Source organism: Gorillibacterium terrae (assembly GCF_051594785.1).
Lineage (GTDB): Bacteria > Bacillota > Bacilli > Paenibacillales > NBRC-103111 > Gorillibacterium.
Map to the genome: position 1 here is coordinate 294,156 of NZ_JBPPGI010000002.1, position 24,962 is coordinate 319,117.

The 24,962-nt window shown below is 60.0% G+C and carries 27 protein-coding genes and 1 pseudogene; 23 read left to right on the forward strand and 5 right to left on the reverse strand.

The genetic code is table 11. The features are described 5' to 3' along the window. The first annotated feature begins 8 nt into the window (after positions 1–8). From nifE to nifW, 4 genes are read left to right on the forward strand one after another with little or no spacing between them, the layout of a single operon-like run. Positions 9–1,391, forward strand: coding sequence for a nitrogenase iron-molybdenum cofactor biosynthesis protein NifE (gene nifE, locus ACSEXS_RS11375; protein WP_438433345.1), 1,383 nt, complete (start codon positions 9–11; stop codon positions 1,389–1,391). Next, a complete protein-coding gene (gene nifN, locus ACSEXS_RS11380) occupies positions 1,375–2,799 on the forward strand; it encodes a nitrogenase iron-molybdenum cofactor biosynthesis protein NifN (protein WP_438433346.1) in 1,425 nt (474 codons plus the stop codon). The genes nifE and nifN overlap by 17 nt, the downstream gene beginning before the upstream one ends. After that, the gene (locus ACSEXS_RS11385; RefSeq protein WP_438433347.1) at positions 2,796–3,185 is read left to right on the forward strand and encodes a NifB/NifX family molybdenum-iron cluster-binding protein; all 390 of its coding nucleotides are present in this window, start codon (positions 2,796–2,798) and stop codon (positions 3,183–3,185) included. The genes nifN and ACSEXS_RS11385 overlap by 4 nt, the downstream gene beginning before the upstream one ends. A gap of 46 nt (positions 3,186–3,231) precedes the next feature. Further along, positions 3,232–3,540 (forward strand): nitrogenase-stabilizing/protective NifW family protein, encoded by a 309-nt coding sequence (nifW, locus tag ACSEXS_RS11390; protein ID WP_438433348.1) that lies wholly within the window; start codon positions 3,232–3,234, stop codon positions 3,538–3,540. Here nifW and ACSEXS_RS11395 read toward each other — a convergent pair. The 3 genes and pseudogenes from ACSEXS_RS11395 to ACSEXS_RS11405 all read right to left on the reverse strand — a co-directional run. After that, positions 3,537–4,172: a Vat family streptogramin A O-acetyltransferase gene (locus ACSEXS_RS11395; protein ID WP_438433349.1), complete on the reverse strand. Its 636-nt coding sequence runs from the start codon at positions 4,170–4,172 to the stop codon at positions 3,537–3,539. The two genes, nifW and ACSEXS_RS11395, sit on opposite strands and share 4 nt — an antisense overlap. Before the next feature lie 138 nt (positions 4,173–4,310). Beyond that, on the reverse strand, positions 4,311–6,104 hold the full coding sequence (locus tag ACSEXS_RS11400) for a putative bifunctional diguanylate cyclase/phosphodiesterase (protein ID WP_438433350.1): 1,794 nt from the start codon (positions 6,102–6,104) through the stop codon (positions 4,311–4,313). A 154-nt stretch (positions 6,105–6,258) separates the two neighbouring features. Next, a pseudogene (locus ACSEXS_RS11405) lies at positions 6,259–7,572 on the reverse strand (FAD-dependent oxidoreductase); the annotation flags it as partial. Between the two features lie 175 nt (positions 7,573–7,747). On the opposite strand from ACSEXS_RS11405, the gene ACSEXS_RS11410 reads away from it, so the two are divergent. The 3 genes from ACSEXS_RS11410 (at position 7,748) to ACSEXS_RS11420 (ending at position 8,843) form a co-directional block, all read left to right on the forward strand. Then, the gene (locus tag ACSEXS_RS11410) at positions 7,748–8,089 is read left to right on the forward strand and encodes a histidine triad nucleotide-binding protein (protein ID WP_438433351.1); all 342 of its coding nucleotides are present in this window, start codon (positions 7,748–7,750) and stop codon (positions 8,087–8,089) included. Positions 8,090–8,209: 120 nt separating this feature from the next. Then, positions 8,210–8,383, forward strand: a complete 174-nt coding sequence (gene rpsU / locus ACSEXS_RS11415; RefSeq protein WP_005547957.1) for a 30S ribosomal protein S21 — start codon at positions 8,210–8,212, stop codon at positions 8,381–8,383. A gap of 16 nt (positions 8,384–8,399) precedes the next feature. Beyond that, a complete protein-coding gene (locus ACSEXS_RS11420; protein WP_438433352.1) occupies positions 8,400–8,843 on the forward strand; it encodes a GatB/YqeY domain-containing protein in 444 nt (147 codons plus the stop codon). Between the two features lie 142 nt (positions 8,844–8,985). Here the strand turns inward: ACSEXS_RS11420 and ACSEXS_RS11425 are convergent, their stop codons facing one another. Together ACSEXS_RS11425 and ACSEXS_RS11430 are read right to left on the reverse strand one after the other, a co-directional pair. Next, positions 8,986–9,447, reverse strand: a complete 462-nt coding sequence (locus tag ACSEXS_RS11425) for a chemotaxis protein CheX (RefSeq protein WP_438433353.1) — start codon at positions 9,445–9,447, stop codon at positions 8,986–8,988. After that, positions 9,444–9,863 (reverse strand): bacteriohemerythrin, encoded by a 420-nt coding sequence (locus tag ACSEXS_RS11430; protein WP_438433354.1) that lies wholly within the window; start codon positions 9,861–9,863, stop codon positions 9,444–9,446. The genes ACSEXS_RS11425 and ACSEXS_RS11430 overlap by 4 nt, the downstream gene beginning before the upstream one ends. Positions 9,864–10,056: 193 nt before the next feature. Here ACSEXS_RS11430 and yqfC point away from each other — a divergent pair, with 193 nt between their 5' ends. From yqfC to ACSEXS_RS11510, 16 genes are all read left to right on the forward strand, one after another. Further along, on the forward strand, positions 10,057–10,338 hold the full coding sequence (gene yqfC, locus ACSEXS_RS11435) for a sporulation protein YqfC (protein WP_438433355.1): 282 nt from the start codon (positions 10,057–10,059) through the stop codon (positions 10,336–10,338). A 12-nt stretch (positions 10,339–10,350) separates the two neighbouring features. Then, a complete protein-coding gene (gene yqfD, locus ACSEXS_RS11440; protein WP_438433356.1) occupies positions 10,351–11,538 on the forward strand; it encodes a sporulation protein YqfD in 1,188 nt (395 codons plus the stop codon). A gap of 158 nt (positions 11,539–11,696) precedes the next feature. Next, complete coding sequence (locus tag ACSEXS_RS11445; RefSeq protein ID WP_438433587.1) at positions 11,697–12,626, forward strand: PhoH family protein; 930 nt, start codon at positions 11,697–11,699, stop codon at positions 12,624–12,626. Between the two features lie 26 nt (positions 12,627–12,652). Then, positions 12,653–14,932: an HD family phosphohydrolase gene (locus tag ACSEXS_RS11450; RefSeq protein ID WP_438433357.1), complete on the forward strand. Its 2,280-nt coding sequence runs from the start codon at positions 12,653–12,655 to the stop codon at positions 14,930–14,932. A gap of 3 nt (positions 14,933–14,935) precedes the next feature. Continuing rightward, complete coding sequence (gene ybeY, locus ACSEXS_RS11455; protein ID WP_438433358.1) at positions 14,936–15,460, forward strand: rRNA maturation RNase YbeY; 525 nt, start codon at positions 14,936–14,938, stop codon at positions 15,458–15,460. Beyond that, positions 15,457–16,164 carry a diacylglycerol kinase family protein gene (locus tag ACSEXS_RS11460; protein ID WP_438433359.1) on the forward strand — a complete coding sequence of 236 codons (708 nt, stop codon included), beginning with the start codon at positions 15,457–15,459 and terminating at the stop codon, positions 16,162–16,164. Before ybeY ends, ACSEXS_RS11460 begins: the two co-directional genes overlap by 4 nt. 18 nt (positions 16,165–16,182) lie before the next feature. Then, entirely contained in the window at positions 16,183–16,632 is a 450-nt protein-coding gene (locus ACSEXS_RS11465; protein WP_438433360.1) for a cytidine deaminase, read from the forward strand. A gap of 15 nt (positions 16,633–16,647) precedes the next feature. After that, positions 16,648–17,580 (forward strand): GTPase Era, encoded by a 933-nt coding sequence (era, locus tag ACSEXS_RS11470; protein ID WP_438433361.1) that lies wholly within the window; start codon positions 16,648–16,650, stop codon positions 17,578–17,580. A 203-nt stretch (positions 17,581–17,783) separates the two neighbouring features. Continuing rightward, positions 17,784–17,939: a YqzL family protein gene (locus ACSEXS_RS11475; RefSeq protein WP_438433362.1), complete on the forward strand. Its 156-nt coding sequence runs from the start codon at positions 17,784–17,786 to the stop codon at positions 17,937–17,939. 42 nt (positions 17,940–17,981) lie between these two features. Then, positions 17,982–18,731 carry a DNA repair protein RecO gene (gene recO / locus ACSEXS_RS11480; protein ID WP_438433363.1) on the forward strand — a complete coding sequence of 250 codons (750 nt, stop codon included), beginning with the start codon at positions 17,982–17,984 and terminating at the stop codon, positions 18,729–18,731. Positions 18,732–18,748: 17 nt separating this feature from the next. Beyond that, a complete protein-coding gene (locus ACSEXS_RS11485) occupies positions 18,749–19,276 on the forward strand; it encodes a GNAT family N-acetyltransferase (RefSeq protein ID WP_438433364.1) in 528 nt (175 codons plus the stop codon). Between the two features lie 283 nt (positions 19,277–19,559). Further along, positions 19,560–20,393: a pyruvate, water dikinase regulatory protein gene (locus ACSEXS_RS11490; protein WP_438433365.1), complete on the forward strand. Its 834-nt coding sequence runs from the start codon at positions 19,560–19,562 to the stop codon at positions 20,391–20,393. A gap of 135 nt (positions 20,394–20,528) precedes the next feature. Further along, the gene (locus ACSEXS_RS11495; RefSeq protein WP_438433366.1) at positions 20,529–20,999 is read left to right on the forward strand and encodes a YaiI/YqxD family protein; all 471 of its coding nucleotides are present in this window, start codon (positions 20,529–20,531) and stop codon (positions 20,997–20,999) included. Between the two features lie 42 nt (positions 21,000–21,041). After that, entirely contained in the window at positions 21,042–22,886 is a 1,845-nt protein-coding gene (dnaG, locus tag ACSEXS_RS11500) for a DNA primase (protein WP_438433367.1), read from the forward strand. Positions 22,887–22,914: 28 nt separating this feature from the next. Beyond that, the gene (gene rpoD, locus ACSEXS_RS11505; protein ID WP_438433368.1) at positions 22,915–24,039 is read left to right on the forward strand and encodes an RNA polymerase sigma factor RpoD; all 1,125 of its coding nucleotides are present in this window, start codon (positions 22,915–22,917) and stop codon (positions 24,037–24,039) included. A gap of 95 nt (positions 24,040–24,134) precedes the next feature. After that, positions 24,135–24,959, forward strand: coding sequence for a hypothetical protein (locus ACSEXS_RS11510; RefSeq protein WP_438433369.1), 825 nt, complete (start codon positions 24,135–24,137; stop codon positions 24,957–24,959). Positions 24,960–24,962: the final 3 nt, after the last annotated feature.

Consider the following 24,962-nt stretch of genomic DNA (forward strand, 5'->3'; position numbering starts at 1 on the left):
GGGATAGGATGAAGGGGAGCCGGTACGAGTGGAGTGGAGAGCCGGATTGCGAGCACAGCAAGCCGGAGAAAAAAGGATGTGCCCGGCCCAAACCGGGCGAAGCCGCAGGCGGCTGCGCGTTTGACGGCGCCCAAATCACCCTATTGCCCATCGCCGATGCGGCCCATCTGATCCACGGCCCCATCGGATGCCTCGGGAACAGCTGGGAAAGCCGGGGGAGTCTCTCCTCCGGCCCCGAGCTGTCCCGGTACGGCTTCACCACCGACCTCGGCGAGCAGGATATCGTCATGGGCGGCGAAGCGAAGCTGCGCGGCGCGATCGCCGATATCGCAGCCCGCCATCATCCGCCGGCGGTCTTCGTGTACTCCACCTGCGTGACGGCGCTGACCGGCGAGGATCTGGACCGGGTTTGCCGCGAAGCGGAGGAAGCGCACGGGATACCGATCATCCCCATTCACAGCCCCGGCTTTGCCGGAAGCAAAAACTGGGGGAACCGGCTGGCCGGCGAAGCGTTGTTCGAGCATGTTATCTCCCGGGGAAGCGGAACGGCGCCGGCTCCGGAGGAACAGGCCGGACCCACGGTAAACCTGATCGGCGAATACAACATCGCCGGCGAGCAGTGGGACATCGAGGCGCTGCTGAATCAAGCGGGCATCCGCATCCTCTCGCGGATCACCGGAGACGGCCGGTTCGGCGACCTCGGCAAAGCCCGGTTCGCGAAGGTCAACGTGGTGGTTTGCAGCCGAACGCTGGTTACCCTGGCCCGAAGAATGGAAGAGAGCTACCGGATCCCGTACTTTGAAGGGTCCTTCTATGGCGCAAGGGAAACCGGGTTTTCCCTGCGTCAATTGGCCTTTCTGCTCGGCGGCGACGAGCTGGACCGCCGAATCGGCCGCTTGATCCGCTCCGAGGAGGAAGCCTTGACGCACGACCTTCTGCCGCTCCGAAAAAAGCTGCGCGGCAAACGCGCGGTTCTCTATACCGGCGGAGTAAAGAGCTGGTCGATGATCTCGGCCCTGCAAGAGCTGGGCATCCAGGTGGTGGGCGTCGGTACGAACAAAAGCACCGACGAAGACATTTCGCGCATCAAGGAGCGCGTCGGTTTGGAAGCCGACTTGATTCCCGAAGGAGGCGCGGCGCGCATCCTGAAGACGGTGCGGGAACGCAAGGCCGATCTGATGATCGCCGGCGGCCGCAACCTCTATGTATCGATGAAAGAACAGATTCCGTTCCTCGATATTAACCAGGAGCGCCATAAGGCGTACGCCGGATATGTGGGCATGCGGCGGCTGGCGGCCGATCTCGTGGCGGCGCTGGAGCATCCCGTCTGGGAGCTGGTGCGGCGTCCCGCCCCCTGGGAAGGAGTGAGAGCGAGTGAAACCCAGCGTTAATGCTGAGGCGAAGCGCCGCGCCGAAGCAGCCCGCAGCCGTTCGGATGCCCGGGAGCCGCGGAAGGCGGACTCTGACTCCGGCTCGGCGGCTTCGGCTTCGGCCGCCGCGGGCGGCGCCAAGCGCCTGTCCGTGAATCCGCTCAAGATCAGCCAGACGATCGGCGGGGCCCTGGCTCTGCAAGGCGTTTATCAGGCCATGCCGATTCTGCACGGCGCGCAGGGCTGTGCCGCCTTCGCCAAGGCGCTGATGACGCGCCATTTCCGCGAACCGATCGCCTTGCAGACCAGCGCGCTTCAGGAATTCAACGTCATTTTTGGCGGCGAAGCCAGCTTGTTCGAAGCGCTGGATACCATTCGTGCGAAGCACAACCCCGATGTCTCCGCCGTGCTCAGCACCGCTCTGACGGACGTCTCCGGCGAGGACATCCGCGGCGAATTGGCAGCCTACCGCAAGAAGCACGAGCTCGGCGGCAAGCTGCTCGCCTGCGCGATGCTGCCCGATTTCCAGGGCTCGCTGGAGAGCGGGTACGCGCGTACGGTCGAAGCCCTGCTCGACGAGGTGCTGACCGAGAGCAACCGGCCCAAGAAGAAGCTTCGGGGCCGGGTCAATCTGCTGCCGGGCGCTCATCTGACACCAGGAGACGTCATGGAGCTGAAGGAGATCATCGCTTCGTTCGGGCTGGAGGTGATCGCGATACCGGACATCTCCACGTCGCTCGCGGGCCATCTTCTCACCGGGCACACGCCGCTGTCGAGAGGAGGCGTGCCGCTCGATCTGCTCAAGCAGGCGAGCGCCTCGGAATGGACCATCGCCGTCGGCGCGAGCATGGAGGGAGCTGCCCGGCTGCTCGAAGACCGCGCCGATATTCCCTACCGGCTCTTCCCGGGAGTGACGGGACTTGCCGCAACGGATGAATTTTTCGGCTTCCTGCAGACGATCGGCTCCGAGCCGGTATCCGTGAAATACCGCTGGCAGCGGGAATTCCTGCTGGACGCCATGCTCGACGCCCATTTCGTCTTCGGCGGCAAGACGATTGCCCTCGCCCTGGAGGCGGACCACCTGCATGTCCTGAACAGCTGGTTCCGGGAAATGGGGGCGAGCCCGGAGCTGAGCGTTGCAGCGGCGCGGCCGTACCCCGGCGGCCCGCTTCCGGCGGGAACGACCGTCGGCGATTTGGGCGATCTGGAAGAGATGGCCGCCGCTCAGGGAGCGGACCTGTGGCTCAGCAATTCCCATGGGGAGCAGAGCGCCCGCCGGCTCGGCATCCCGTTCCTCCCCTGCGGCTTCCCGGTATTCGACCGGTTCGGAGCCGGACTGTCGCTCTCGGTCGGATACCGCGGCACGACGGAATTCGTTAACCGCACCGCCAATCGTCTGTTGGCGGGGGAAAGGAGACACCCCATATGAAGATTGCTTTCGCTTCAGAAGACGGCAAGACGGTGGAGGCCCACTTCGGTCAGTGCGAACGCTTCTCGATCCTGCAGATCGACGAGTCCGGGTACCGCTACCTGGAGAGCCGGGAGGTGGCCCATGCGGAGGGCGAGGGTGAGGTCGACAAGATCGAGAGCCGGGTTGCGGCCGTGGCCGATTGCACGCTGCTGTTCATCTGCCAGATCGGACCGGCTGCGGCCGCGCGGGTCACCCGCAAAGGGGTGATGCCGGTGAAGGTCGCTTCCGGCACGCGGGTGGCCGAGCAGTTGGAGCAGCTGCTCGACAAGCTGAAGAATCAGCCGCCGCTGTGGCTGGTCAAGGCCATGCGGCAGGCGGAGCAGGCCGGCCAGATGAGCGGCTGACGAGGCGGCTGGCCGAGCAGGATAAGTTTAAGGGAGGGAGCGGTCCATGGCCGTAGCAGAGGGAATGAAGCGGGAGCCGGAGCGGCTGGAGGATTTTCTGGAGGAGTGGAACGTGGCAGTGGAGCCGGACGTGCTCGAGCAGAAACGGTTGCGCATCCTGCGGAAGTTTCGGTTCCACCTCTCGCGCCGCCGGGTGGAGCTTCGATTCGGGCTTGCGCCGCAGACGCCGGAATGGAATGCCATCCGGCTGTGTCTGCGGCTGGCGGTGTATGACGCGACCCTGCCGCCGTTGTTTCAGGAAACCGGCGAATGTCCCCCGTCGGCCTGCAGCGGTTGCGGCGAAAGCTGCGGTTAGGAGATCGCCCGAATGCGGGTCAAATCTCCGCTGCAGAGGATGTCAAGGTGGTCGAAAATCTTTTGAGGGGGCCAATCCCACCAGCGCAGCGCGAGCAGATGCTCGATGAGTTCGTCGTCAAACCGCTTGCGCAGGATTCGGATCGGGTTGCCTCCGGCGATGTGGTAAGCCGGAATGTCCCGGGATACGACGGAGCGGGCGGCGATGATCGCTCCGTCCCCGATGTGCACGCCGGGCAGGACGGTGACGTCTTGTCCGATCCACACGTCGTTGCCGATGACCGTATCTCCTTTAAACGGGAGGTCTTCGAGCTTTGGGGTCGCCTTTTCCCACCCGTGTCCCATGATGTTGAACGGGTAGGTCGTGGCGCTTCCCATGCGATGGTTGGCTCCGTTCATGACGAACTCGATGCCTTTCGCGATCGCGCAAAATTTACCGATGATCAGCTTGTCGCCAAGAAAGTCATAGTGGTGGGTGACATGTTCTTCAAATCGTTCGGACCCGTCTGGGTCGTCGTAATAGGTATAATCGCCGACGATTATCGTAGGGCGGGTAATGACATTCCGAATGAAGCACAGGCTGGGAATCGCTTCATTTGGATGAACCGACGCGGGATTCGGACCAAGGTTCATGGATGCCGGTTCCTCCTTTGGAGTTATTCGTTTAGTCTGCGCAACAGGGCCGCTTCCGGGGCATGTTCCCGGGAAGGCCCTGTTGGCGTTATATCGGAATGGTTTGCATGGCGCGTTTTCGCATTCATCGCTGCCGCTTCAAGCGATGCCGAGCTCGGACATGCGGGAGAGCCACTCCCCGAGCTGTTGGGCATTCATCGGCTGGCCTACGTAAAAGCCTTGAATTTCGTCGCAGCCGAGCATTTTTAAGTATTCATACTGCTCCGGCGTCTCGACGCCTTCCGCGGTGACCTGCAGCTTCATCGTCTGCGCCATCGCGATGATCGCATGGACGATGGCGGCGTCGTCGGGCTCCTGTTCGATCCCTTTAATGAACGACCGGTCGATCTTGATTACGTCGATCGGAAACCGTTTGAGGTAATTCAGGGACGAATAGCCGGTCCCGAAATCGTCGATGGCGATCCGCAGGTCCATTTCCTTCAGCACGCGCATCATGAGGGCGGCGAAATGCACATCCTGCATGGCGGCCGTCTCGGTAATCTCCAGCTCCAGCCATTCGGGGCCGAGTCCAAATTCCTTCAAGACCTTGGCGATCGTCTCGGGCAGGTCGGTCTGGCGGAATTGGCGCGCCGAGAGATTGACGCTGACGTTGAATTCGGGAAAGCCCTGCGCCACCCACCGGCTCCGTTGCTTGCAGGCGAGACGCAGCACCTGCTCCCCGAGGGGAACGATCAGGCCGGTGTCCTCGGCGAGCGGAATGAATTCCGAGGGGGGCAAGAGCCCGAACTCGGGATGAATCCACCGGACCAAGGCTTCCACACAGACCAGTTCGCCTGTGCGCGGGTCCAGCCGGGGCTGATAGAGCAGCAGGAATTCCTCCCGTTCCAGGGCGTGGCGGAGCATCGTCTCCATCTTAAGCCGGCGATGCCCGTGGGAGTCGATGACGGGGGAATAGAATTGGTAGTTGTTCCGCCCCTGTTCCTTGGCCCGGTACATCGCCGTGTCGGCGTTCTTCATCAGCGCCTCGGGGTCTGCTCCGTCTTCCGGATAGACCGAGATGCCGATGCTCATGGTCACGAAGATTTCCTGATGGTTCAGCGGAAACGACTGCCGCATCACATGGAGAATCGCTTCCGCGATCTCGGCCGCCCGATCCGTGTGCTTGATCTCGGGCAGCAGGATGGTGAATTCGTCGCCGCCCATGCGGGCGAACAGCGCGTCGTCCGGCAGAACCTGCTTGATCCGGCCCGCCACCATCGTGAGCAGGCTGTCCCCCAGGCTGTGGCCCATGGTATCGTTGACGTACTTGAACTGATCCAGATCCAGGAACAGCAGCCCGAGCTGCATGCCTTTGCCGTTGACCGCTTCGGCGGATACGGCCAACTGGTCCACGAACATGGAACGGTTATACAGACCGGTCAAAGGATCGCGATACGCAAGTTTCTGCAGGCTGTCCGTCCGCCGTCCGACGAAGTAGACCATGGCCGCGCCGAGCAGCGCAGCGATGAGGAGCTCCCGGTGCGGAAAAAGGTCTTTTTGCGAGCCGTTGGCGATCAGAAGCGCGGCCAGGGAACAGCCGCTCATGTACAAGGCGTACCGGGAGCCGAGCTCGGAGGCGTACAGCAGGATATAAGGCAAAATCATCCAGATCGGGCTCGTCAATGCGTCCCAATCGGGCAGGAGGAAAATCAAAGTCAAGACCGCGAAGTCGACGAACAGAAACAGCGCGTAATCGTTCCAGCGGATGAAGGCATGCGTTCGCGGATGCTTGAACGACAGCCAGACGAGGACGAAAGCCCAGCCCAACGAGATGAAGGTGACGGTGACAAGCAGGAGGCCGGGAGCAACGGAAGAGAGGGCAGACAGACCGACCAGGAGAAGGGGAATCAAAAAATGGCTGATGGAAAAGGTTTTGCCGCTCTTGAACCCCATAGACGCACCTCAAGGGAAGAATTTACATCGTTTGGTTAAGTATAGCTTATTTTGTCTCCCCGGACCATCCGTCCGTTGCACACCGCCTGTAAAAAAGCCGCACGACCTCCGGCGGATGCGGGGATCGCGCGGCTTTTGAAGGGCGGGTCCGATATCAAGGCTTTGCCGTAGCGGCTTCGCCCAGAAGCAGGCGTGCGGCGGTTCGGGCGCTCGAGAAGGAGCGTTCCGCCAGCTCGCCTTTGCCGACGCATCCGTCGCCGCAGAAATAGAAAGGAACCTGCGGCACCTGGACCGGCAGCAGCTCGTTGTCCGCCGTGTTCTTGACGCTTGCGACCATCGCTTTCTTGGAGACTCGCTTCACTTGGACAAAATCGCGCCAGCCGGGATAATAGCGGTCGAACAGGCTTTCCATCTGGCTCTGCTTGCCGTCCAGGTAGGCGTTGCGGTCTTCGTCCCGGTCGAAATGGTCGGCCAGGTAAGCGATGCCTTGCAGCAGTTGGCCGCCCGTCGGCACCAAGCCGGGATCGGTGGCGGACACGTCGCTGATGAACATCTTGTTGTCCATGTCGCTGATGTAGGTAAAAGGGCGGGCGACGACTTCGCTTAGTCCGATGTCGTACACCATCACTTCCGTTGGCGTGTTATTCTCGTATTTCGCGAGGTGCGGAGCCCAGGGGGTTCCGGCGAGCAGCTTGGCGATTTGCTGAATCGGCATGGCCAGCACGACCTGGTCGAAAACGGTTTCATCTGTTTTGCTGCGCAGCCGGAATCGGCCGTTCTCGGGGATAATTTCTTCGACGGGGTCCTTGAGCCGAATGGAGAATCGGCCGGATTCCTCGATCTTCCGCCGCAGTTCCTCGGTGATCACCGCCCAGCTTCCGAGGACGTAATTCACCGGACGCCGCGACAGGAACAGATTGTGGTAATAGTCGCTGATGACCGAGCCGGACACCTTCCTGGCATCCTCCGGCGAGATGAAGAAGTTGGAGCAGACCAGATGCTCCCACAGCTCCTTGATCTCCTCGTCGGCTTTGGATTCGCGAAGATAGTCTCCGAGCGTAGGGTAATGCTTCAGCTTGTGAATCTGGGCTATCATCGACGTGATCTCTCCGACGAACCGCACCTTTTGGATAGGCGTCAGCAGGTCGGTCTTCACCAGATTGACGAAGTCGAGCGGCGCTTCGGTCGTCTGTCCGCTCTTCGTGTACATGACCCGGCGCTTGTCAACTTCCTTGCTGTCGAAGGACAGCTTGAGCTCGTTGCCGATTTCCGTCAGATCGTGGCGGTCGACGCCGTAGATGGCATGAGCGCCGTAATTCAGAATAAATCCGTTCTTTTCATAGGTGAATGCGCGTCCTCCCAAATGGGGGCTGCGCTCGTACAACACTCCGTGAGCCCGGTCCGATTCCGAAAGATAGGCTGCCGCGGTGAGCCCGGCGAGTCCCCCTCCAATGACGGCTGTCTTCATGCTGGGTGGCCTCCTTCTTGTTGCTTACATGAATATTATACCGGGGGAGACAATATCCGTCTACGCGTCAATGCCAGTTTGCACCAGCCGCCGTTTGCGCAAAAGGGTCGGATGGCTTCATACTGCTAGAATAGAAACAGCTCCCGTCGGGAGCGGCATGAAGGAGGAAAGGGCCGTGAAGGATTGCGTGTTTTGTCAGATTATCGCGGGGGACTCCCCCTGCCAAAAAATATTCGAGGACGACGAGGTGCTGGTCTTCCATGACAACCAGCCCGCCGCGCCGGTCCATGCCCTCATTATTCCGAAGCGGCACATCGCCTCCATGAACGAGGTGGGGGACGAACACGCCGAGGCCATCGTCGCCATTCACCGGGCGGCCCGGACGGCGGCCCGGGAGCTCGGCATCGCCGAAACCGGCTATCGGCTCGTCAACAATTGTGGGCCGGACGCAGGCCAGGTGATTCCTCATTTGCACTTCCATTTGCTGGGAGGCAAGAAGCTCGGAATGACGCATTGAGTGGCCGGTTCGATTTTCTCGCAGTCTTGGTTGACACTGGGTTTTCCTTTCCTCTATAATGTAATTTGATAACCGTGTGTTATTCGTCTTGGACGGTCTGTTCGGAGGGAGGGAAATCTGGTGTCGGAAACAAAAGTACGCAAAAACGAAACCATTGATGCTGCTCTTCGGCGCTTCAAGCGCTCTATTGCGAAGGATGGCGTCTTGGCCGAAGTCAAAAAGCGCAAGCACTATGAGAAGCCTAGCGTCAAACGCAAAAAGAAGTCTGAGGCTGCCCGTAAGCGCAAGTTCTAGGAGGACTTAGCCTACAATGACCTTAAACGAGCAATTGAACGAAGACATGAAGCAAGCGATGAAGAGCCAGGACAAATTCAAACTCTCCGTAATCCGTATGGTTCGTTCGGCGATTAAGAATATAGAAATCGATCAGCGTAAAACGTTGGATGACAATGAAGTTTTGGATATCCTGAATCGAGAAATCAAACAACGCAGAGACGCCCTCCAGGAGTTTCAGAAAGCTGGCCGGGACGATCTGGCGGAATCCGCGCAAGCGGAGATCGCCATCATCGCCGCGTACCTTCCGCAGCAGTTGACGGAAGAGGAAGTTCAAGCCATTGTGCGGCAGACCATCCAAGAAACAGGCGCTTCTTCCAAAGCGGATATGGGCAAGGTGATGAGCGCGTTGATGCCGAAGGTAAAAGGCCGCGCCGACGGTAAGCTTGTGAACCAAATCGTTCAACAACAACTTCAGTAATTAGGTCTTTTGATCGGACGCCCCAAAAAAGCACCCTTAACCGGGTGCTTTTTGTATTTTCTAACTGTCCGCTCGTCGGTTAGCATGTAAAAAGGCCGGTTTCCCGGCCTCCTGCAAACTATTCTATCGAATGCGCAAACACTCAGGCGCTCTTCGTCCGGGAGAGCCGGATGTCGACTTCCATCGGGCCGATGGCGGTTTCCAGCCGCAGCAGTTTGCCGGATTCGCCCCAATCGGCGCGGCGGTCGGACACTTCGACGGCCGGAGGCAGGATGTCGCAGGTGTACTGGCTCACAAACAGGTCGGTGACGGCGTTGCCGCTGATGATGTTGACCATTTCGCTCAGTGCGGAAGCCACGAAATCGTCCAGCTCCGCCATCTCCATGCCGGAGAGGATGCGGACCATCTCCAGCGTCATGCTTTCCGGAAAGCAGTAATTGATGCTGCCCTCCAGGTCGCCGACGATGCCGATGCTGACGTAAACGGCCTTGTTGCGGAGCCCTTCCTCTTCCGAAGGAACCGCGCTCTTCTCAATTTCCAAATCGAGCATCAGCCGGAATACTTCCTGGGTCGCTTTAAAGAAAGGATGAACGAAGTCGGTCATGCCTGCTCCTCCAATCGGTGGACGTAATCGGCGATTTTCTGGTCGGTCGCCGCCACATGGTTGATCAGCCAAGCCAGGAGCTTGCCGGCGAACTTTTGCACCAGCGGTTCCTGGTACCCCTGCTCCTCGAACAGCCGGACGAACTCGCCGACCTCCGCGGTGAACTGGGCGTGAACCTGGCAGTGATGCTCGCAATCGGGATAGCAAACCTTTTTCTGATAGGCCTCCTCGTCGTGAAAATGCTTGACCACGTACTCCTTCATAAAGTCAAGCGTCTCCTTCACCTTCTCCACCTTGGACTCCCACGGCTCCTTCGAACGCAGAACCAGCATAAAGCTCTCCACCCGCTCGAACAGCTCCATGTGCTGGGCGTCGATAAGGTCGACTCCGAGCGTGTATTTTTCCTTCCACATCATGGGCTAGATCACTCTCCACTCTCTTCCCTATACCAAAAATAGGATAATAGTCTCATTATACGACAGCCTGCGACAGTTCCGATAGCCTCCTATTTCAACATTTTGGCCAACTGGCGCATCCGGTCATAGTTTTGCTTGGCGCTTCATAGAAATTAGGGAATGCCGCCTGGCGGCGGAAGGGGAGGAGCGTTCCATGGGACGACTAAAACGCAGAATCCATACGTTCGCCGCATCCGTGCTCGATGTCCCGGAAGACGTGATCCATGATCTGCCCCGCATCACCATGATCGGGAACCGCCAGCTCTATATCGAAAATCACCGGGGCGTCCTTCACTTCGCGCCGAACGAGCTGCAGCTGGCCTTAACCGCCGGGGAAATCCGCATCGAGGGAAGCGAGTTGGTCATCCGGGCCATTCTGCCGGAAGAGGTGTTCATCGAAGGAACGATTCGGGATATCCATTATGTGCCCAGATAGGAGCGAATGCCTGTGCGTGCGCCAATGCTTGCCGATCTGCGCGGTTATGTGGTCTTGTCGCTGCGGGGTGGAAGGGTAGAGGAATTTCTCAACGAAGCGGCCCGGGAAGGGCTCCGCCTCTGGGATGTCCGGCTGACGGCGCCGGGACAAGGGAAGCTGAAGCTGGATTTGGACGATTTTTTTCGCTTGCGGCCGATTTTGAAACGGACAGGCTGCCGCGTTCATGTGGAGAAGCGCTGCGGCTTTCCCTTCGTGCTCAAGCGCGTTCTGCGGCGCAAGGTCTTCCTGCTCGGAGCCGCAGGCTTTCTCATCGGCCTGTTTCTGCTCACTTCGCTGGTCTGGAGGGTCGAGGTCACCGGCACCGAAAAGCTGGCCAACGAGACCGTGCTGGCGGCCGCCCGGCAGGAAGGGATCTACCTTCATCAATGGACGTTCCGGCTGAAGGGATTGGACGAGCTGGCCCGCGGGCTGCTCGCCCGGCTGCCGGACGCCACCTGGGTCGGGGTGGAGCGCAAGGGAACGACGATCCGCATCCGTGTGGTCGAGACAACGCGTCCGGAGGACAAGCCGCTCGTCAGTCCCCGCCACTTGGTCGCGAAGAAGAACGCGCTGGTGACGAAGATCTATGCGGAAAAAGGAAGGCCGATGGTGCTGCCCAACACCTACGTGCGCAAAGGGCAGCTCCTCGTATCCGGCGAGCTCGGGGAAGGAGAGAACCGCAAGTGGGTGCCGGCGACGGGGAAGGTGTTTGGGCTGGTCTGGTACGAATCGACGATCACGGTGCCGATGGAACAGGTGCATCGGACCTATACCGGCGACTCGATTGAGAAGTCATACCTTATCGTCGGCAAACGGGCGCTCCAGATCACCGGTTACCGGAAGGGGCAGTATGCCCATTCCGTCGCCACGGGCACCCCGAAGATGCTCAGCATCGGACGCTTCCGGCTGCCCTTCGGCTGGCTCAAGGAGACCGTCCGCGAGAGCGAAGAACAGGTCTATGCCCTGAGCGCCGCCGAGGCGGAGGCGGCCGGCCTCAAGCGGGCCCGCGACGATCTCCTGCTGCGGACGGGGGAGGGAGCGCGGGTCGCCGGCGAGAAGGTGTTGGCCCGCGAGGCGAAGGACGGCAAGCTGCACCTGAAGGTGCATTTCGAGGTGGAAGAGGAAATCACGTCCCAATTGGCCCTGGTGGAGGCTCCCTGATCCCCCGCATTCCTTCCTTAGCCCGGCGGCCGCCGGGCTAATCTTGCATAGTGCCCCTTAAATCCATTACACTTGGGAAGAACCGACAGTCATCGAAAGCGAGGAGAAGGAGCCTTTTGAACCAACCAACCGTCACAGCCAAGATCACACTCGGCAACATGGCCGAAGGGCTGGCGCTATTCGGCCCGCAGGACCGGTTTCTTCACTTGATCGAACGGGAAACCGCCGTCCGGATTTACTCCCGCGAGGAAGAATTGACCCTTGAGGGCGCTCCCCGCGAGGTGGAAGCCTTGGAGCAGCTGTTCCGCGTGCTGCTCGAACTCATCCGCAATCACTACGCGCTGTCCGAACGGGACATTGTCTACGCGATGGAGCTGGCGAAGGACGGCCAAGCCGACCAACTGCTCGAGCTCTTCAAGGGCGACATCGCCGTCACGTACCGGGGCAAGCCGATTCGCATAAAGACCATCGGTCAAAAGCAGTATGTCGGCCAGATCAAGAAGACGGACATCGTCTTCGGCATCGGGCCGGCGGGAACGGGCAAAACCTACCTGGCGGTGGTGCTTGCCGTCTCCGCCTTAAAGGAAGGACAGGTCAAGCGCATCGTGCTGACCCGGCCGGCCGTCGAGGCCGGCGAGAGCCTCGGCTTCCTGCCGGGCGACCTCCAGGAAAAGGTTGACCCCTATTTGAGGCCGTTGTATGATGCACTTAACGACGTCCTGGGTCCCGAGCAGTTCGTCAAATCCCTGGAACGGGGCCTCATTGAGATCGCTCCCCTCGCCTACATGCGGGGACGGACGCTGGAGGATTCGTTCATTATTTTGGATGAAGCGCAGAACACGACGCCCGAACAGATGAAGATGTTCCTCACCCGGCTCGGCTTCGGCTCGAAGATGGTGATCACCGGGGACATCACCCAGATCGACCTGCCGCGGGGCAAACGCTCCGGTCTGGTCGAGGCGGAACGGATTCTCCGCGGCATCGAAGAGATCGGTTTCACCTATTTTTCGGAACAGGATGTCGTCCGCCATACCCTTGTCCAGAAGATCATCACGGCCTACAACGAAGACTCGGAGAAGCAAGGATAGCTTGTAACGGAAAGAAGGCCCGCTCCATGAACCATAACGCTGGCGTCAAACGCACAAATCCGCAATGGATGAACGGCTGGAAGCAAAGCCCCTTCATCCGCTTTTTTTTGTACGCCTTAATCGCGCTTGTCAGCTACATGTCGCTCGTGGATCACGTCGTTCCCAAAACCTACGATATTCAACCGAACACGGTCAGCGCCGTCACTATCGTCGCCCCTAAGCAGATCAAGGACGAGATCGGCACGGAGAAGGCCCGCGAGGAAGCGGCGCAGAAGGTAGCTCCGGTTAACCGGGCCGTCTCGGTGCATGCCGACGAGCTGGTCCAGGACTTGTTCGACAAGCTGGAGTTCGCCGTAACCGACAGCGAGATGAAATTCGAAGAGAAGGTCAGCTACTACCGGTCCGTGATTCCCCGGGTCTACGAGGAGCATGCGGATTCCCTGGTGACCGCCGTCGAACCGGGGGAAGATAACGACAAGCTGACCGAAGAGATGAGGAAGCAGCTCTCGGAGCAGCAGTATACCTTCTCGGAGGAAGGGCTGTATAAGCTCCCCCGGCTGACCGCGGACGACCTCGCGGCCATGGAGCCGGTCACCCGGGATATCGTCTCCCGGCTGATGGTGGAGGGCAACACCGATATCTCGGCTGTCCGGATGAAGGTCACCGGCATGGTCAATTCTTCTCCGCTGACCAAGAACACTCAGCGGGAGCTGGTGCAGGAGCTGGCCAAGTTCAGCCTTCTGCCCAACCGCTTTTACGATGCGGCGGCGACGGAGAAGGCGCGCATCGCCGCGCGCGAAAGCACCGAACCGGTGTATATCGAACGGGGCGACGTGCTGATCCGCAAGGGCGAACCGATCAACCAGGCGCTGTATGAGCGACTGGAGAAGGCCGGGCTTTTGCACAAGCAAAAGAACTACCGGCCCGCCTTCGGTCTCGCCATCTTCGTCCTGCTCTCCACCCTGCTGCTCCTGGTGCAGGTCAAGCGGAGCACGAAAGGCAGCGCGGCGCCGAACGTCCAACTGCTGATGCTGACGATCCTGTTCGTGCTGACCGCGGCCGGCCTGCGCCTCGTTGCGCTCGGCCAGAACCTGGAGTACCCGATGGTGGGGTACCTGGCGCCGGTGGCGATGGGCGTGCTGCTCACCGTCATTCTGATCGATTCGCGGATTGCCCTCGCCCTGTCCATCGTGTTCGGTTTCTTGTCGGCGATTGTATTCAGCACCGAACCCGATCAGCTCTTCGATTTCCGCTTCGGCTTCGTCGCGCTGGTCAGTTGCCTGACGGCCGTCTATTCGTTCGCCCGCGTCGGCAACCGGGCGGCGATCCTGAAATCGGGGCTCGTCATCTCGGCCTTCGCCTGCATCGCCGTAGCTTCGCTGGCCCTCATGGAAGGCAACTACGACCGGTTGGCGTATTCGGTGGTCTACGCGTTCAGCAGCGGAATCATCACGGCGATTCTCGTCTTCGGGCTGATTCCGTTCTTCGAAACCGCCTTCGGCATTCTCTCGCCGCTGAAGCTGGTGGAGCTGTCCAACCCGAACCACCCGCTGCTGCGCAAGCTGCTGACGGAAACCCCGGGCACGTACCACCACAGCATCATGGTGGGCAATCTGTCGGAAGCGGCGGCCGAGGCGATCGGCGCCGACGGGCTGCTGTGCCGGGTCGGCTCGTATTATCACGACATGGGCAAGACGAAGCGCCCGAGCTATTTCATCGAGAATCAGATGAACATGGAGAACCCGCACGACGAGATCGACCCGGGGCTCAGCATGTCGATCATCACCGCTCATCCCCGCGACGGCGTGGAGATGCTGCTGGACTACAACATCCCGAAGGCGATCCGCGATATCGCCGAGCAGCATCACGGCACCACCCTGCTGAAATTCTTCTATTACAAGGCGCTCAAGCAGCAGGGGGAAAATCCCGAGCGTCCGGTGACGGAGGCGGATTACCGCTATCCGGGACCGAAGGCGCAGAGCCGGGAAGCCGCCATTGTCGGCATCGCCGACTGCGTCGAAGCGGCCGTGCGCTCGCTGAAGTCGCCGACGATCGAACAGATCGACAACATGGTGCGCAAGATCGTCAAGGACCGGATGGACGACGGCCAGTTCGACGAATGCGACCTGACGATCCGCGAGCTGGATACGATCTCCCGGGCGCTTAAAGAAGCGCTGCTCGGCATCTTTCATTCGCGCATCGAATACCCGGCCGATCTCCCGAAACGGGGGAGCGACAGTCCGCCGGGAACGGCCGGGGCAGAGCCGCCTGTCCCATCGGCCGCGGAACCCAAAGGAGGAGCATAAGCCATGGCATTGCAATTGGTATGGAACGACGAGCAGGATCGCTATCCGATCCGCGAGGAACTCATCGGGCAGCTCACGGAGCTGCTCGCCATCGCCGGCCGGCAGGAGGACATCGAGCACGGCGAGGTGGCGCTGACCTTCGTCGACGACGAGGAAATCCGGCGGCTGAACGAAGAGTACCGGGGAAAGGATAAAGCCACCGACGTGCTTTCCTTCCCGATGCTGGACGACAGCATCGAAGAGCCGGAGATCGACTACTCCGATCTGGAGGAGCTGTCGGACGAGGACGGCGGCGCTCCCGAGGACTTCGACGAGGAGGAGCCGTTGGGCGACATCGTCATCTCCGTGGAGAGGGCGCTCGCGCAGGCCGAGGAGTACGGCCATTCGCCGGAGCGGGAGCTCGGCTTCCTGTTCGTGCACGGTTTCCTGCATTTGATCGGGTATGATCATGAACAGGGACCGGACGAAGAGAAGGAAATGTTCGCGAAGCAGGAGGAAATTCTGGCGAAGGCAGGGCTCGTCCGGTGAGGTCCGGGCCGCGGTTTCTTCGCAGCCTGCACTATGCCTACGAAGGGGTAAAGTATGCCCTGGCCAGCCAGCCGAACATGAAGATCCACTTTTTCGCGTCCTTTGTGGTCGTCATTTCGGCGGTGTTCTTCCGCATTAACCCGACGCATCTCCTGTTCCTTCTCCTGGCCATCACGCTGGTGATCGTCACGGAGCTCATCAACACGGCGATCGAGAAGACGGTGGATCTGGCCATGCCGGAACGGCACCCGCTCGCCAAGATTGCCAAGGATACCGCCGCGGCCGCCGTTCTGGTTGCCGCGGTCTTTGCCATCGCCGTCGGCATCGCCGTCTTCTACCGGCCGGTGGAGCGCTGGCTCCACGCCGTGCAAGGCCCGAGCCGCACGCTGTCGATCGAATCGGTGTGGATCTACCTGCTGCTCGTCCTGCTCACGGTGATCGTCGCCGAGAGTCGCTTCGGCCGGACCCTGTTCCTGCGGCCGAGCCTGCTCTCCGGCGTCGCCGCCTCGCTCGCGACGCTGATTGCCATCAGCTCCACCCAGACGCTTCCGGCCTTTCTCGCGGCGTTCATGGCGTTTCTGTTTCTCTTGCTGTTATACCGGCGAAAGACGCGCACGCTTCCGGGACTCCTCTTCGGAGCGGCCGTCGGCATCGCCATCACCCTGCTGCTGTTCGAACTCAGTCGATTGACGTTAACGCTTTAACCCGGGAGGAATCACGCCATGAATCGCAACCCCTTGTCCAACGAGGAAAAAGACCGCCTGATCGCCGAGGCGAAGCTCGTGCGCGAGCGGGCGTATGTCCCTTATTCGCATTTCAAGGTGGGCAGCGCTCTGCTCGCCGCCGACGGCAGCGTCCACCTCGGCTGCAACGTCGAGAACGGCGCCCTCGGCCCGACGAATTGCGCCGAGCGGACCGCCTTGTTCCGCGCCATCGCCGACGGCCAATCGCCGCGCAGCTTTCGGGCGATCGCCGTCACCGGCGACACGGAACTGCCAATTACCCCGTGCGGCGTCTGCCGCCAGGTGCTGATCGAGCTTTGCGGGCCGGAGATGCCCGTCATCCTGACCAACCTGAAGGGCGACCGCACCGAGACAACGGTCGGTGCGCTTCTCCCCGGCGCGTTTCTTTTGCCGGAGGATGATGCAGACCCGTTCGATCGGGTTAAGTAAACCTAGGAGGATTCCATGACCAACGAGACCAACCGGCGCGACCGCGCCGAGACCCGAACTCCTTACCGCTCCGGCTTCGTCGCCATCGTCGGCCGCCCGAATGTAGGCAAGTCGACGCTGATGAACCAAGTGATTGGCCAGAAGGTGGCGATCATGTCGGACAAGCCGCAGACGACACGCAACAAAATCCACGGGGTCTATACGACGGACTCCCTGCAGATCGTATTCCTGGATACGCCCGGCATACATAAACCGCAGCACAAGCTGGGCGATTACATGGTCAAGGTGGCGGAAGGAACCCTTCAGGAGGTGGATGCCATCCTCTTCCTCGTCAATGCGACGGAAGAACTGGGCGGGGGAGACCGCTTCATCATCGAACGGCTGAAAAGCGTGAACACGCCGGTCATCCTGGTGGTGAACAAGATCGACCAGGTCCAGCCGGATGCGCTGCTGCCGATCATTGCTTCCTATAAGGATCTGTATGCCTTTGCGGAAATTGTTCCCGTATCGGCCCTGCTCGGAAACAACGTGAATACGCTCTTGGAGCAGGTAGGCAAATACTTGCCGGAGGGACCGCAATATTACCCGGCGGATCAGGTCACCGACCACCCCGAGCAGTTCGTTGTGGCGGAGCTGATCCGCGAGAAGATCCTTCAATTGACCCGGGAGGAAGTGCCGCATTCCATCGCCGTCACCATCGAGTCGATGTCGGTGGAGAAGAATGGACTGGTCCGGATCGGAGCCGTCATCTTCGTCGAACGCGATTCCCAGAAAGGGATTGTGATCGGCAAGCAGGGCGCCCTGCTCAAGCAGATCGGCCAGTTGGCGCGGGCGGATATCGAGACGCTGCTCGGGTCGAAGACCTTCCTGGAGCTCTGGGTGAAGGTGAAGAAGGACTGGCGCAACCAGGACCGGCTGCTTCGCGACCTCGGTTTCCGGGAGGAGTAGCTCGTTGCTTGCCCCTTAGCAAGAATGGGGGCGGCAGGGCTGCCGCCGGAACCGGATGGGTCCGCTGCCAGCATTTCCTGGGGTCGTTTCCCGGTTAATGGCTCTCGATCATTCGAATACTATCCAGTACCTCTCCAGCGTCCGGTGTTTGGCTGGAACGGGAGAGGCGCTTATCATCATGAATTCAAATGGGGAGGATGGGAATGATGAAAGAGTTTTACTGGCAATACTTCCACAATACAGGAAATGTTGATGCCTATTTGCTATATAAAAACGACAATGAAAGCGATGATGACCGGGCGGAGGAAATCCGGGAGGAGGTTTCCTTCTCGGTATCCGACCCCGAGCCTTCTTATTAATCAAGCGAGCCCGCAAGGGCCAACCGTACGGGAGTGGAAGCAGTGCTGGAGCATGTAGAAGGAATCGTCGTCCGCTCGATGGATTACGGGGAAGGCCACCGGATTCTTTCGCTGTTGACGGACCGCATGGGCAAGATCAGCGTCATGGCCCGCGGCGCCAAGAAGGTGAAGAGCCGGCTGGCCGCCGTAACCCAGCCCTTTACCTATGGAGAATATGTCATTTTCTTCGGTTCGGGGCAGATGGGGACGCTTAATCAAGGGGAAACGATTGAGCCGCATCGTGCGCTCCGCGAGGACCTGCACAAGGCGGCTTATTCGGCGTATCTGGCGGAGCTGGTCGAACGGCTCACGCCCGAGCGCGAGCCGAACGGCGGCTTATTCGAGCAGGTAAAGGCTGCGCTGTCCGCTATCGAGGAGGACAAGGACCCGGCGATTATTCTGGCGGTCATGGAGATGAAGATGCTGGCTCTGTCCGGTTATCTTCCGCAGCTGGACGAATGCGTGTCGTGCGGAAGCGACCAAGGCGAGATGGCGCTGAGCGTGCTGCAGGGCGGGATTCTCTGCCCCCGATGCCACTCCAAGGACCCGGCGGCGCTCAAGCCGTCGGGGAAAGCCCTGCGGCTCATGCGGATGTTTCAGCGGATGGACCTGCGCCGCTTGGGTTCGACGGAGGTCTCCGCCGATACCAAAGCGGAGATTCGCGAGGCCATGCGCACCTTCATGGATTATCACATGGGGACCAAATGGAAATCGCGCGATTTCCTGGATCAGATGGAGAAGTACGGAATATGACAGGGGGGAAGAGAGAGATGCGGATTCGGAGCTTGGAACCGCAGGACAACGAGGCGATCGAGAAGATCATCCGGCAGTGTCTGACCGAATTCGGCGGCAACCGGGAGGGACTCGCCTGGGCGGATGCCAGCTTGAGCGACCTCTATCGCTTCTATCAGCCGACCGGTTCAGAGACCGACGCCGCTTCGGCCGGGAAAGCCAAAGCCTACTGGGTCGCAGAGGAAGACGGCCGGGTGCTCGGCGGCTGCGGCATTGCACCGTTCGCCGATTCCGGCGAGGTTTGCGAGCTGCAGAAGATGTACCTGCTGCCCGAGGCGCGGAGAACGGGAGCGGGCTCGCTCCTGCTGCAGGCGGCGCTCGATTTCGCCGAGCGGCACTATAAAGCGTGTTACCTGGAGACGCTGGGGTCGATGGCCGGCGCGCACCGCTTTTATGAAAAACACGGATTCCGTTCGCTGCCGGCACCGCTGCCCGGTTCGGAGCACTACGCCTGCGACGTTTGGTACATTCAGGAACTTCCCGTTCCGTCAAGGGAGATCCGTTGACAGACGTCCAAGCAATTTGGTATGATAGCCCGTACCCCAAGACGGGCAGAACCGTGGGCGCAGGAAGCTCCCGTCTCTATGCTCGGAGAAGTACCGGCATAGGCGGCGAAAGGGCTTTTTTTGTATAAAAAAAGCAGGCGGCTTTACGATTCCGGATGAAACGTTTGCGCCAGAAATCCGTATTCCTTTATACGGGTTGTTCTGTCGTGTCCGGTCGGAAACTCGCCTGGTCCAACCCCGCCGTCATGCCGGTTTAGTTGAAAGACCAGAAAGGAGCACCGCCATGACCGTTGAGACGCCAACCGTCTATGTCCTCTCCGATTCGGCGGGAGATACCGGAGAAGCCGCCGTTCGCGCGGCCGCCGTCCAGTTTTCCCCGATCGCCGTCCAGATTGTCCGCGTTACCTTCATTCAAGACCGCCGCGGCATCGACCGGGTTGTCGAAAGCGCCAAGGTCGGCCGAAGCATGATCGTCTTCACCTTGGTCGTTCCCGAGCTCCGCGACTATTTGCTGGAGCAGGCGCTCGTGCACAAGATTGTCTGCATCGACCTGCTCGGGCCGATCATCGGTAACCTGGAGGGACTCTTGCATCAGCAATCCCGCCACGAGCCGGGCATTATCCACGAGCTGGACGAGGACTACTTCAAACGGGTGGAAGCGATCGAATTCGCCGTGAAGTACGACGACGGCCGCGATTCCTCCGGCGTGCTGAAGGCCGATATCGTGCTCGTCGGCGTCTCGCGCACCTCCAAAACTCCGCTTGCGATGTACCTCGCAAACAAGAAATTCAAGGTCGCCAATGTTCCGCTGGTTCCCGAGCTGAAGCCGCCGAAGGAGCTGTTTACGATTCCGAAGAGCAAGGTCATCGGCCTGCGCATCGGCATGGACAAGCTGAACGCCATCCGCAAGGAACGGTTGAAGGCGCTCGGTCTGCACGGCGAGGCCAGTTATGCCAAGCTGGAACGGATCGAGCAGGAGCTGGCCTACTCCGCCACCATTATGGAACGGCTGGGCTGCGTGACCATCGACGTGAGCAACCGCGCCGTGGAGGAAACCGCCAGCATGATTCAGGATATGTACCGGGCGAACCACCAGCATTTTCAAAACCGTTTTTAGCCCCCGCTGATCGTATTCAGCCTGTCGTTTTCCGGTGGAAGGCGATAGGCCGTTCGCTTTTTGCAGGAGTTTTCACCATTTGGTCGTATATATAAAAATGGGGTTCGCTTGAATGTCAGGACAGGTGGGTAAGCGATGGATAGAGAGGGAAGAATCATTATCGTCGATGCGGATGCTTGCCCGGTAAAGGCCGAGATCGCTTCGGCGGGACGGGCCTTCGGGGTTCCCGTCTGGATGGTCGCCTCCTACGACCACCGGTTGGCTCCCCAGGACGGAGTCGTCCTGTTTCAGGTGGATCGCTCCGATCAGTCGGTCGACCTCTACATTGCGAACCGCCTTCGGCCGGGCGATGTTCTCGTTACGCAGGATTTCGGCCTCGCGGCCATCGGCATCGGCAAGCGGGCGGTGGCGCTTTCGAACCGCGGCCAAATCTACTCGGACCGGACGATCGACTTCTTGCTGGAGCGGCGCAACGAGCAGGCCCGCAAGCGGCGCGGCGGCGGCCGGACGAAGGGGCCGCGTCCCTTTACGGAAGAGGATCGGGAGCACTTTCTACAAACTCTGACAAAAGTTTTGGCGAACAAGCAGGAGTTATTTGACTGTTAAGCGAATAGATAATGACGTGTCCATGAGATGCAGGTGATAAGAATGAGCTATGGACGCATACCGGATGAAGTGATTGAGTCGGTCCTGAAACGGCATGACATCGCCGACGTGGTCGGCAAGTATGTTCATCTGAAGAAGCAGGGGAAGTATCTCAAGGGGCTTTGTCCCTTTCACTCGGAAAAGACGCCGTCCTTCAGCGTCAACCCCGAGCGGCAGATTTACTACTGCTTCGGATGCCGGGCAACGGGCAATCTCATTCGCTTCGTCATGGAGATGGAAGGATATACGTATCCGGAAGCGGTTCGGCAGCTGGCCGAGGAAGCGGGCCTCCCCACCGATTGGGGCGGAGAGCCGCGGGAATCCGCGCCGGAGCGCAAGGAACGCGAGAATTTGTTCGCGGCGCATGAATTGGCATCCCGTCTTTACCAATATATATTGGTGAGCACCAAGCAAGGGCAAAAAGCCCTGAATTACGTGAGAAACCGGGGTGTGTCCCAGAAGCTGATCGAGACCTTCGGCATTGGCTGCGCGGCCGACAGCTGGGACCTGCTGGCACAGCAACTGGACAAGAGGGGCTTCTCGCTGCCCCTGTGCGAGAAAGGAGGGCTGGTTTCCGCCAAATCGGACGGGAACGGGTATCTGGACAAGTTTCGGGACCGGTTGATTTTTCCGATTCACGACTTCAAGGGGAAAGTCATTGCCTTCGCCGGCAGAGCTCTGGGAGACATTCAGCCGAAGTACCTCAACAGTCCGGAATCGCCCTTGTTCAGCAAAAGCCACAATCTGTACAATTTTCACCGCGCCCGGCCGCAAATCCGCAAGACCGGCCAGATCGTGCTGTTTGAAGGCTATCTGGACGTGATCAAAGCGTGGGAAGCGGGAGTCGAGAACGGAGTTGCGACGATGGGCACGGCGCTCACCGAGGAACATTGCGCCATCCTCCGCCGCAACGCGGACGAAGTGTTGATCTGTTACGACGGCGACAGCGCGGGACAGAACGCCGCCTACAAAGCCCTCGCCATGCTGGAAAAGACGGGGCTTCTGGTGCGCGTCGCGATGCTGCCGGAAGCCAAGGACCCCGATGAATTCATTGCCGCTTACGGGCCGGGGCGTTTTCGCAAAGAGATTATCGAAGGGGCCGTCAGCTCCGTTCGTTACCGGCTGCAGTACGTGCGGAGAAATTTCAACCTGTCGAGCGAGGATGGGCGGCTGAGGTACCTGGAGACGGCCGCCAAGCTGGTGGCCGAGCTCGCTTCACCCTTGGAGCGCGAGCATTACGCCATGGAGCTCACCTCCGAATTCGGCGCGGGCCCGGACGGGTTCAAGCAGGAGGTCGCTTTTGCCAGGCAGGAATTCCTCAAAAAGAGAGAGAACAGGGATAATAAAGAAATTTCGTGGAATAATGGTAGAAATAACGGGAACGGTGCGGGAAGACATCCCTCCCCGGGTCGCGCTTCGCACAACGCCGAGGTTTTGCTGCTCGGGGTGATGATGCACGACCGGGACGTAGCCGAATACGTCCGGGACCAAATCGGGGATGAATTTATATCGGATACCCACGCGGCGCTTGCTGCTTATTTGTACGCTTATTACGCCCAGGGAAATCCTCCGAATGCCAGCCGCTATCTGGCGACTTTGCAGGACGAACGGCTGGAGACGGCGGCCGGTGCGATCCTGATGAAGACGCTGCCGGAGACCAACCAGCAGGTCATCGACGATTACATCAGCCAGATTCGCAAAGAATTCCGCGGGCAGGCCATCCGACAAAAAAAAGAAGAGATGGCCAGCGCCAGCAAAGCCGGCGACGTGATGTTGGCCGCCAAAATTGCAAGTGAGATTATAACCCTGGAAAAGCAGTTGAAATCATTCGGACATGACAACGCTTGAGACGTTCCGGGGAGGAGGGAGAAGATTCATGGCAAACGACCAACACACCCGAGTGGAAACGGAACTTACCCTGGATCAGGTAAAGGAGCAGTTGATCGAGCTCGGCAAGAAGCGCTCGTCTCTGACGTATAAGGACATCATGGAACGGCTCGCTCCCTTTGATCAGGATCCGGACCAGATCGATGAATTCTTCGAACAGCTCGGGGAACTGGGCATTGAGGTCGGCAACGAAAACGACGACGAGGACATGCCGATGGGGCGCGGGGAGGATCACGAGGGAGACGAGTTCAACTTCGACGACGACCTGTCGCTTCCGCCGGGGATCAAGATCAACGACCCGGTTCGCATGTATCTGAAGGAGATCGGCCGGGTTCCGCTGCTGTCCGCCGAGGAAGAGATCGAGTTGGCCAAGCGGATCGGCAACGGAGACGAGGAAGCCAAGCGCCGTCTGGCGGAAGCCAACCTGCGGCTCGTCGTCAGCATCGCCAAGCGGTATGTCGGACGGGGCATGCTGTTCCTGGATCTGATCCAGGAGGGCAATATGGGGCTGATCAAGGCCGTCGAGAAATTCGACCATGAGAAAGGCTTTAAATTCAGTACCTATGCGACCTGGTGGATTCGCCAGGCCATCACCCGCGCCATCGCCGACCAAGCGAGGACCATCCGCATTCCGGTCCATATGGTCGAGACGATCAACAAGCTGATTCGCGTCTCCCGGCAATTGCTTCAGGAGCTCGGCCGCGAGCCGATGCCGGAGGAAATCGCCAAGGAAATGGAGCTTTCCACGGAGAAGGTTCGCGAGATCATGAAGATCGCGCAAGAACCGGTTTCACTGGAGACCCCGATCGGCGAAGAGGACGATTCCCACCTGGGCGACTTCATCGAGGACCAGGAGGCTCTGGCTCCGGCCGATGCCGCCGCCTACGAGCTGCTGAAGGAACAGCTGGAGGACGTGCTCGATACCTTGACCGAGCGCGAGGAGAACGTGCTGCGCTTGCGCTTCGGGCTGGACGACGGCCGGACCCGGACGCTGGAGGAGGTCGGCAAGGTGTTCGGCGTTACCCGCGAACGCATCCGCCAAATCGAAGCCAAGGCGCTTCGCAAGCTGCGTCATCCGAGCCGCAGCAAGCGGCTGAAGGACTTTCTCGAATAAGCAGTCCCGGCGGCTTGCCGCAGATGGGCTGCACCTGACCTTTTGCTATCAGGGGAAAGGTCTTTTTTTTCGATGGGACAGGGGAGGCGATGAAGATGGATACGGAGAAACGCCGTATCATCGTTCAAGAGATCGAGCATTGGCGGCGCAACCGGCTGCTGCCCGAGCAGTACTGCGATTTTCTGCAAAATCTGTATCGGACCCCGGAGGCGGAAGGCGCAAAGCCGATACTCGGCATCCCCTCGGACCGGATCGTAAATGCGCGTCCGCGCACATGGCTCCTAATCATCGCCATAGTTGGAATCATCTGTTACATTGGTTTTTATTTTACCTCTTTTCCGGAGCCCTTGCAAATCGCCGTTTCCGCGGTTCTGGTGCTGGCATTTTACTTGGCGGGGACCCGGTTTCGGCACCGCAAGCCGCAGCTTTCCTTTGCGCTGCTCGCAGCGGGAGCTCTCACGGCGCCGGGGGCGGCCTTCTATTTTCTGAGCGGCACCGAACCCAGGCAGTTCGTCTACGGCCTGTTCTTCCTGATGGTCGCGCTGTTCTGGATGGCGACAGGGATCGCTTCCCGCTTCTCCGCCTTTCACTTCAGCGGCTGGGGCGTGCTGGCGCTCTTGTACGGCTGGCTGCTCCACCACTCGGGTTCGGCCGCAGGAATGGCCCGCCTTCAGCTCAGTTGGCTGCCGCTTGGCCTGGTCATCGGCTGGACGGGTCTCATGCTCTTGAACCGAAGCCGGCAGAACGGGCAGGTCCTGCTCGCAACCGGCGCTTCGCTGTGGCTCGCTCCCGAGATCTACGGGCTGCTGGCCACGGAGCTTGCGCCCACCGGACTGCAGGGCTTGCTGGCTGCCAAGATCGCGGTAGCCGGGCTTGCCCTCTATGCTTCACGCAAAAAATGGATAGAATGGATCGGTTGATGC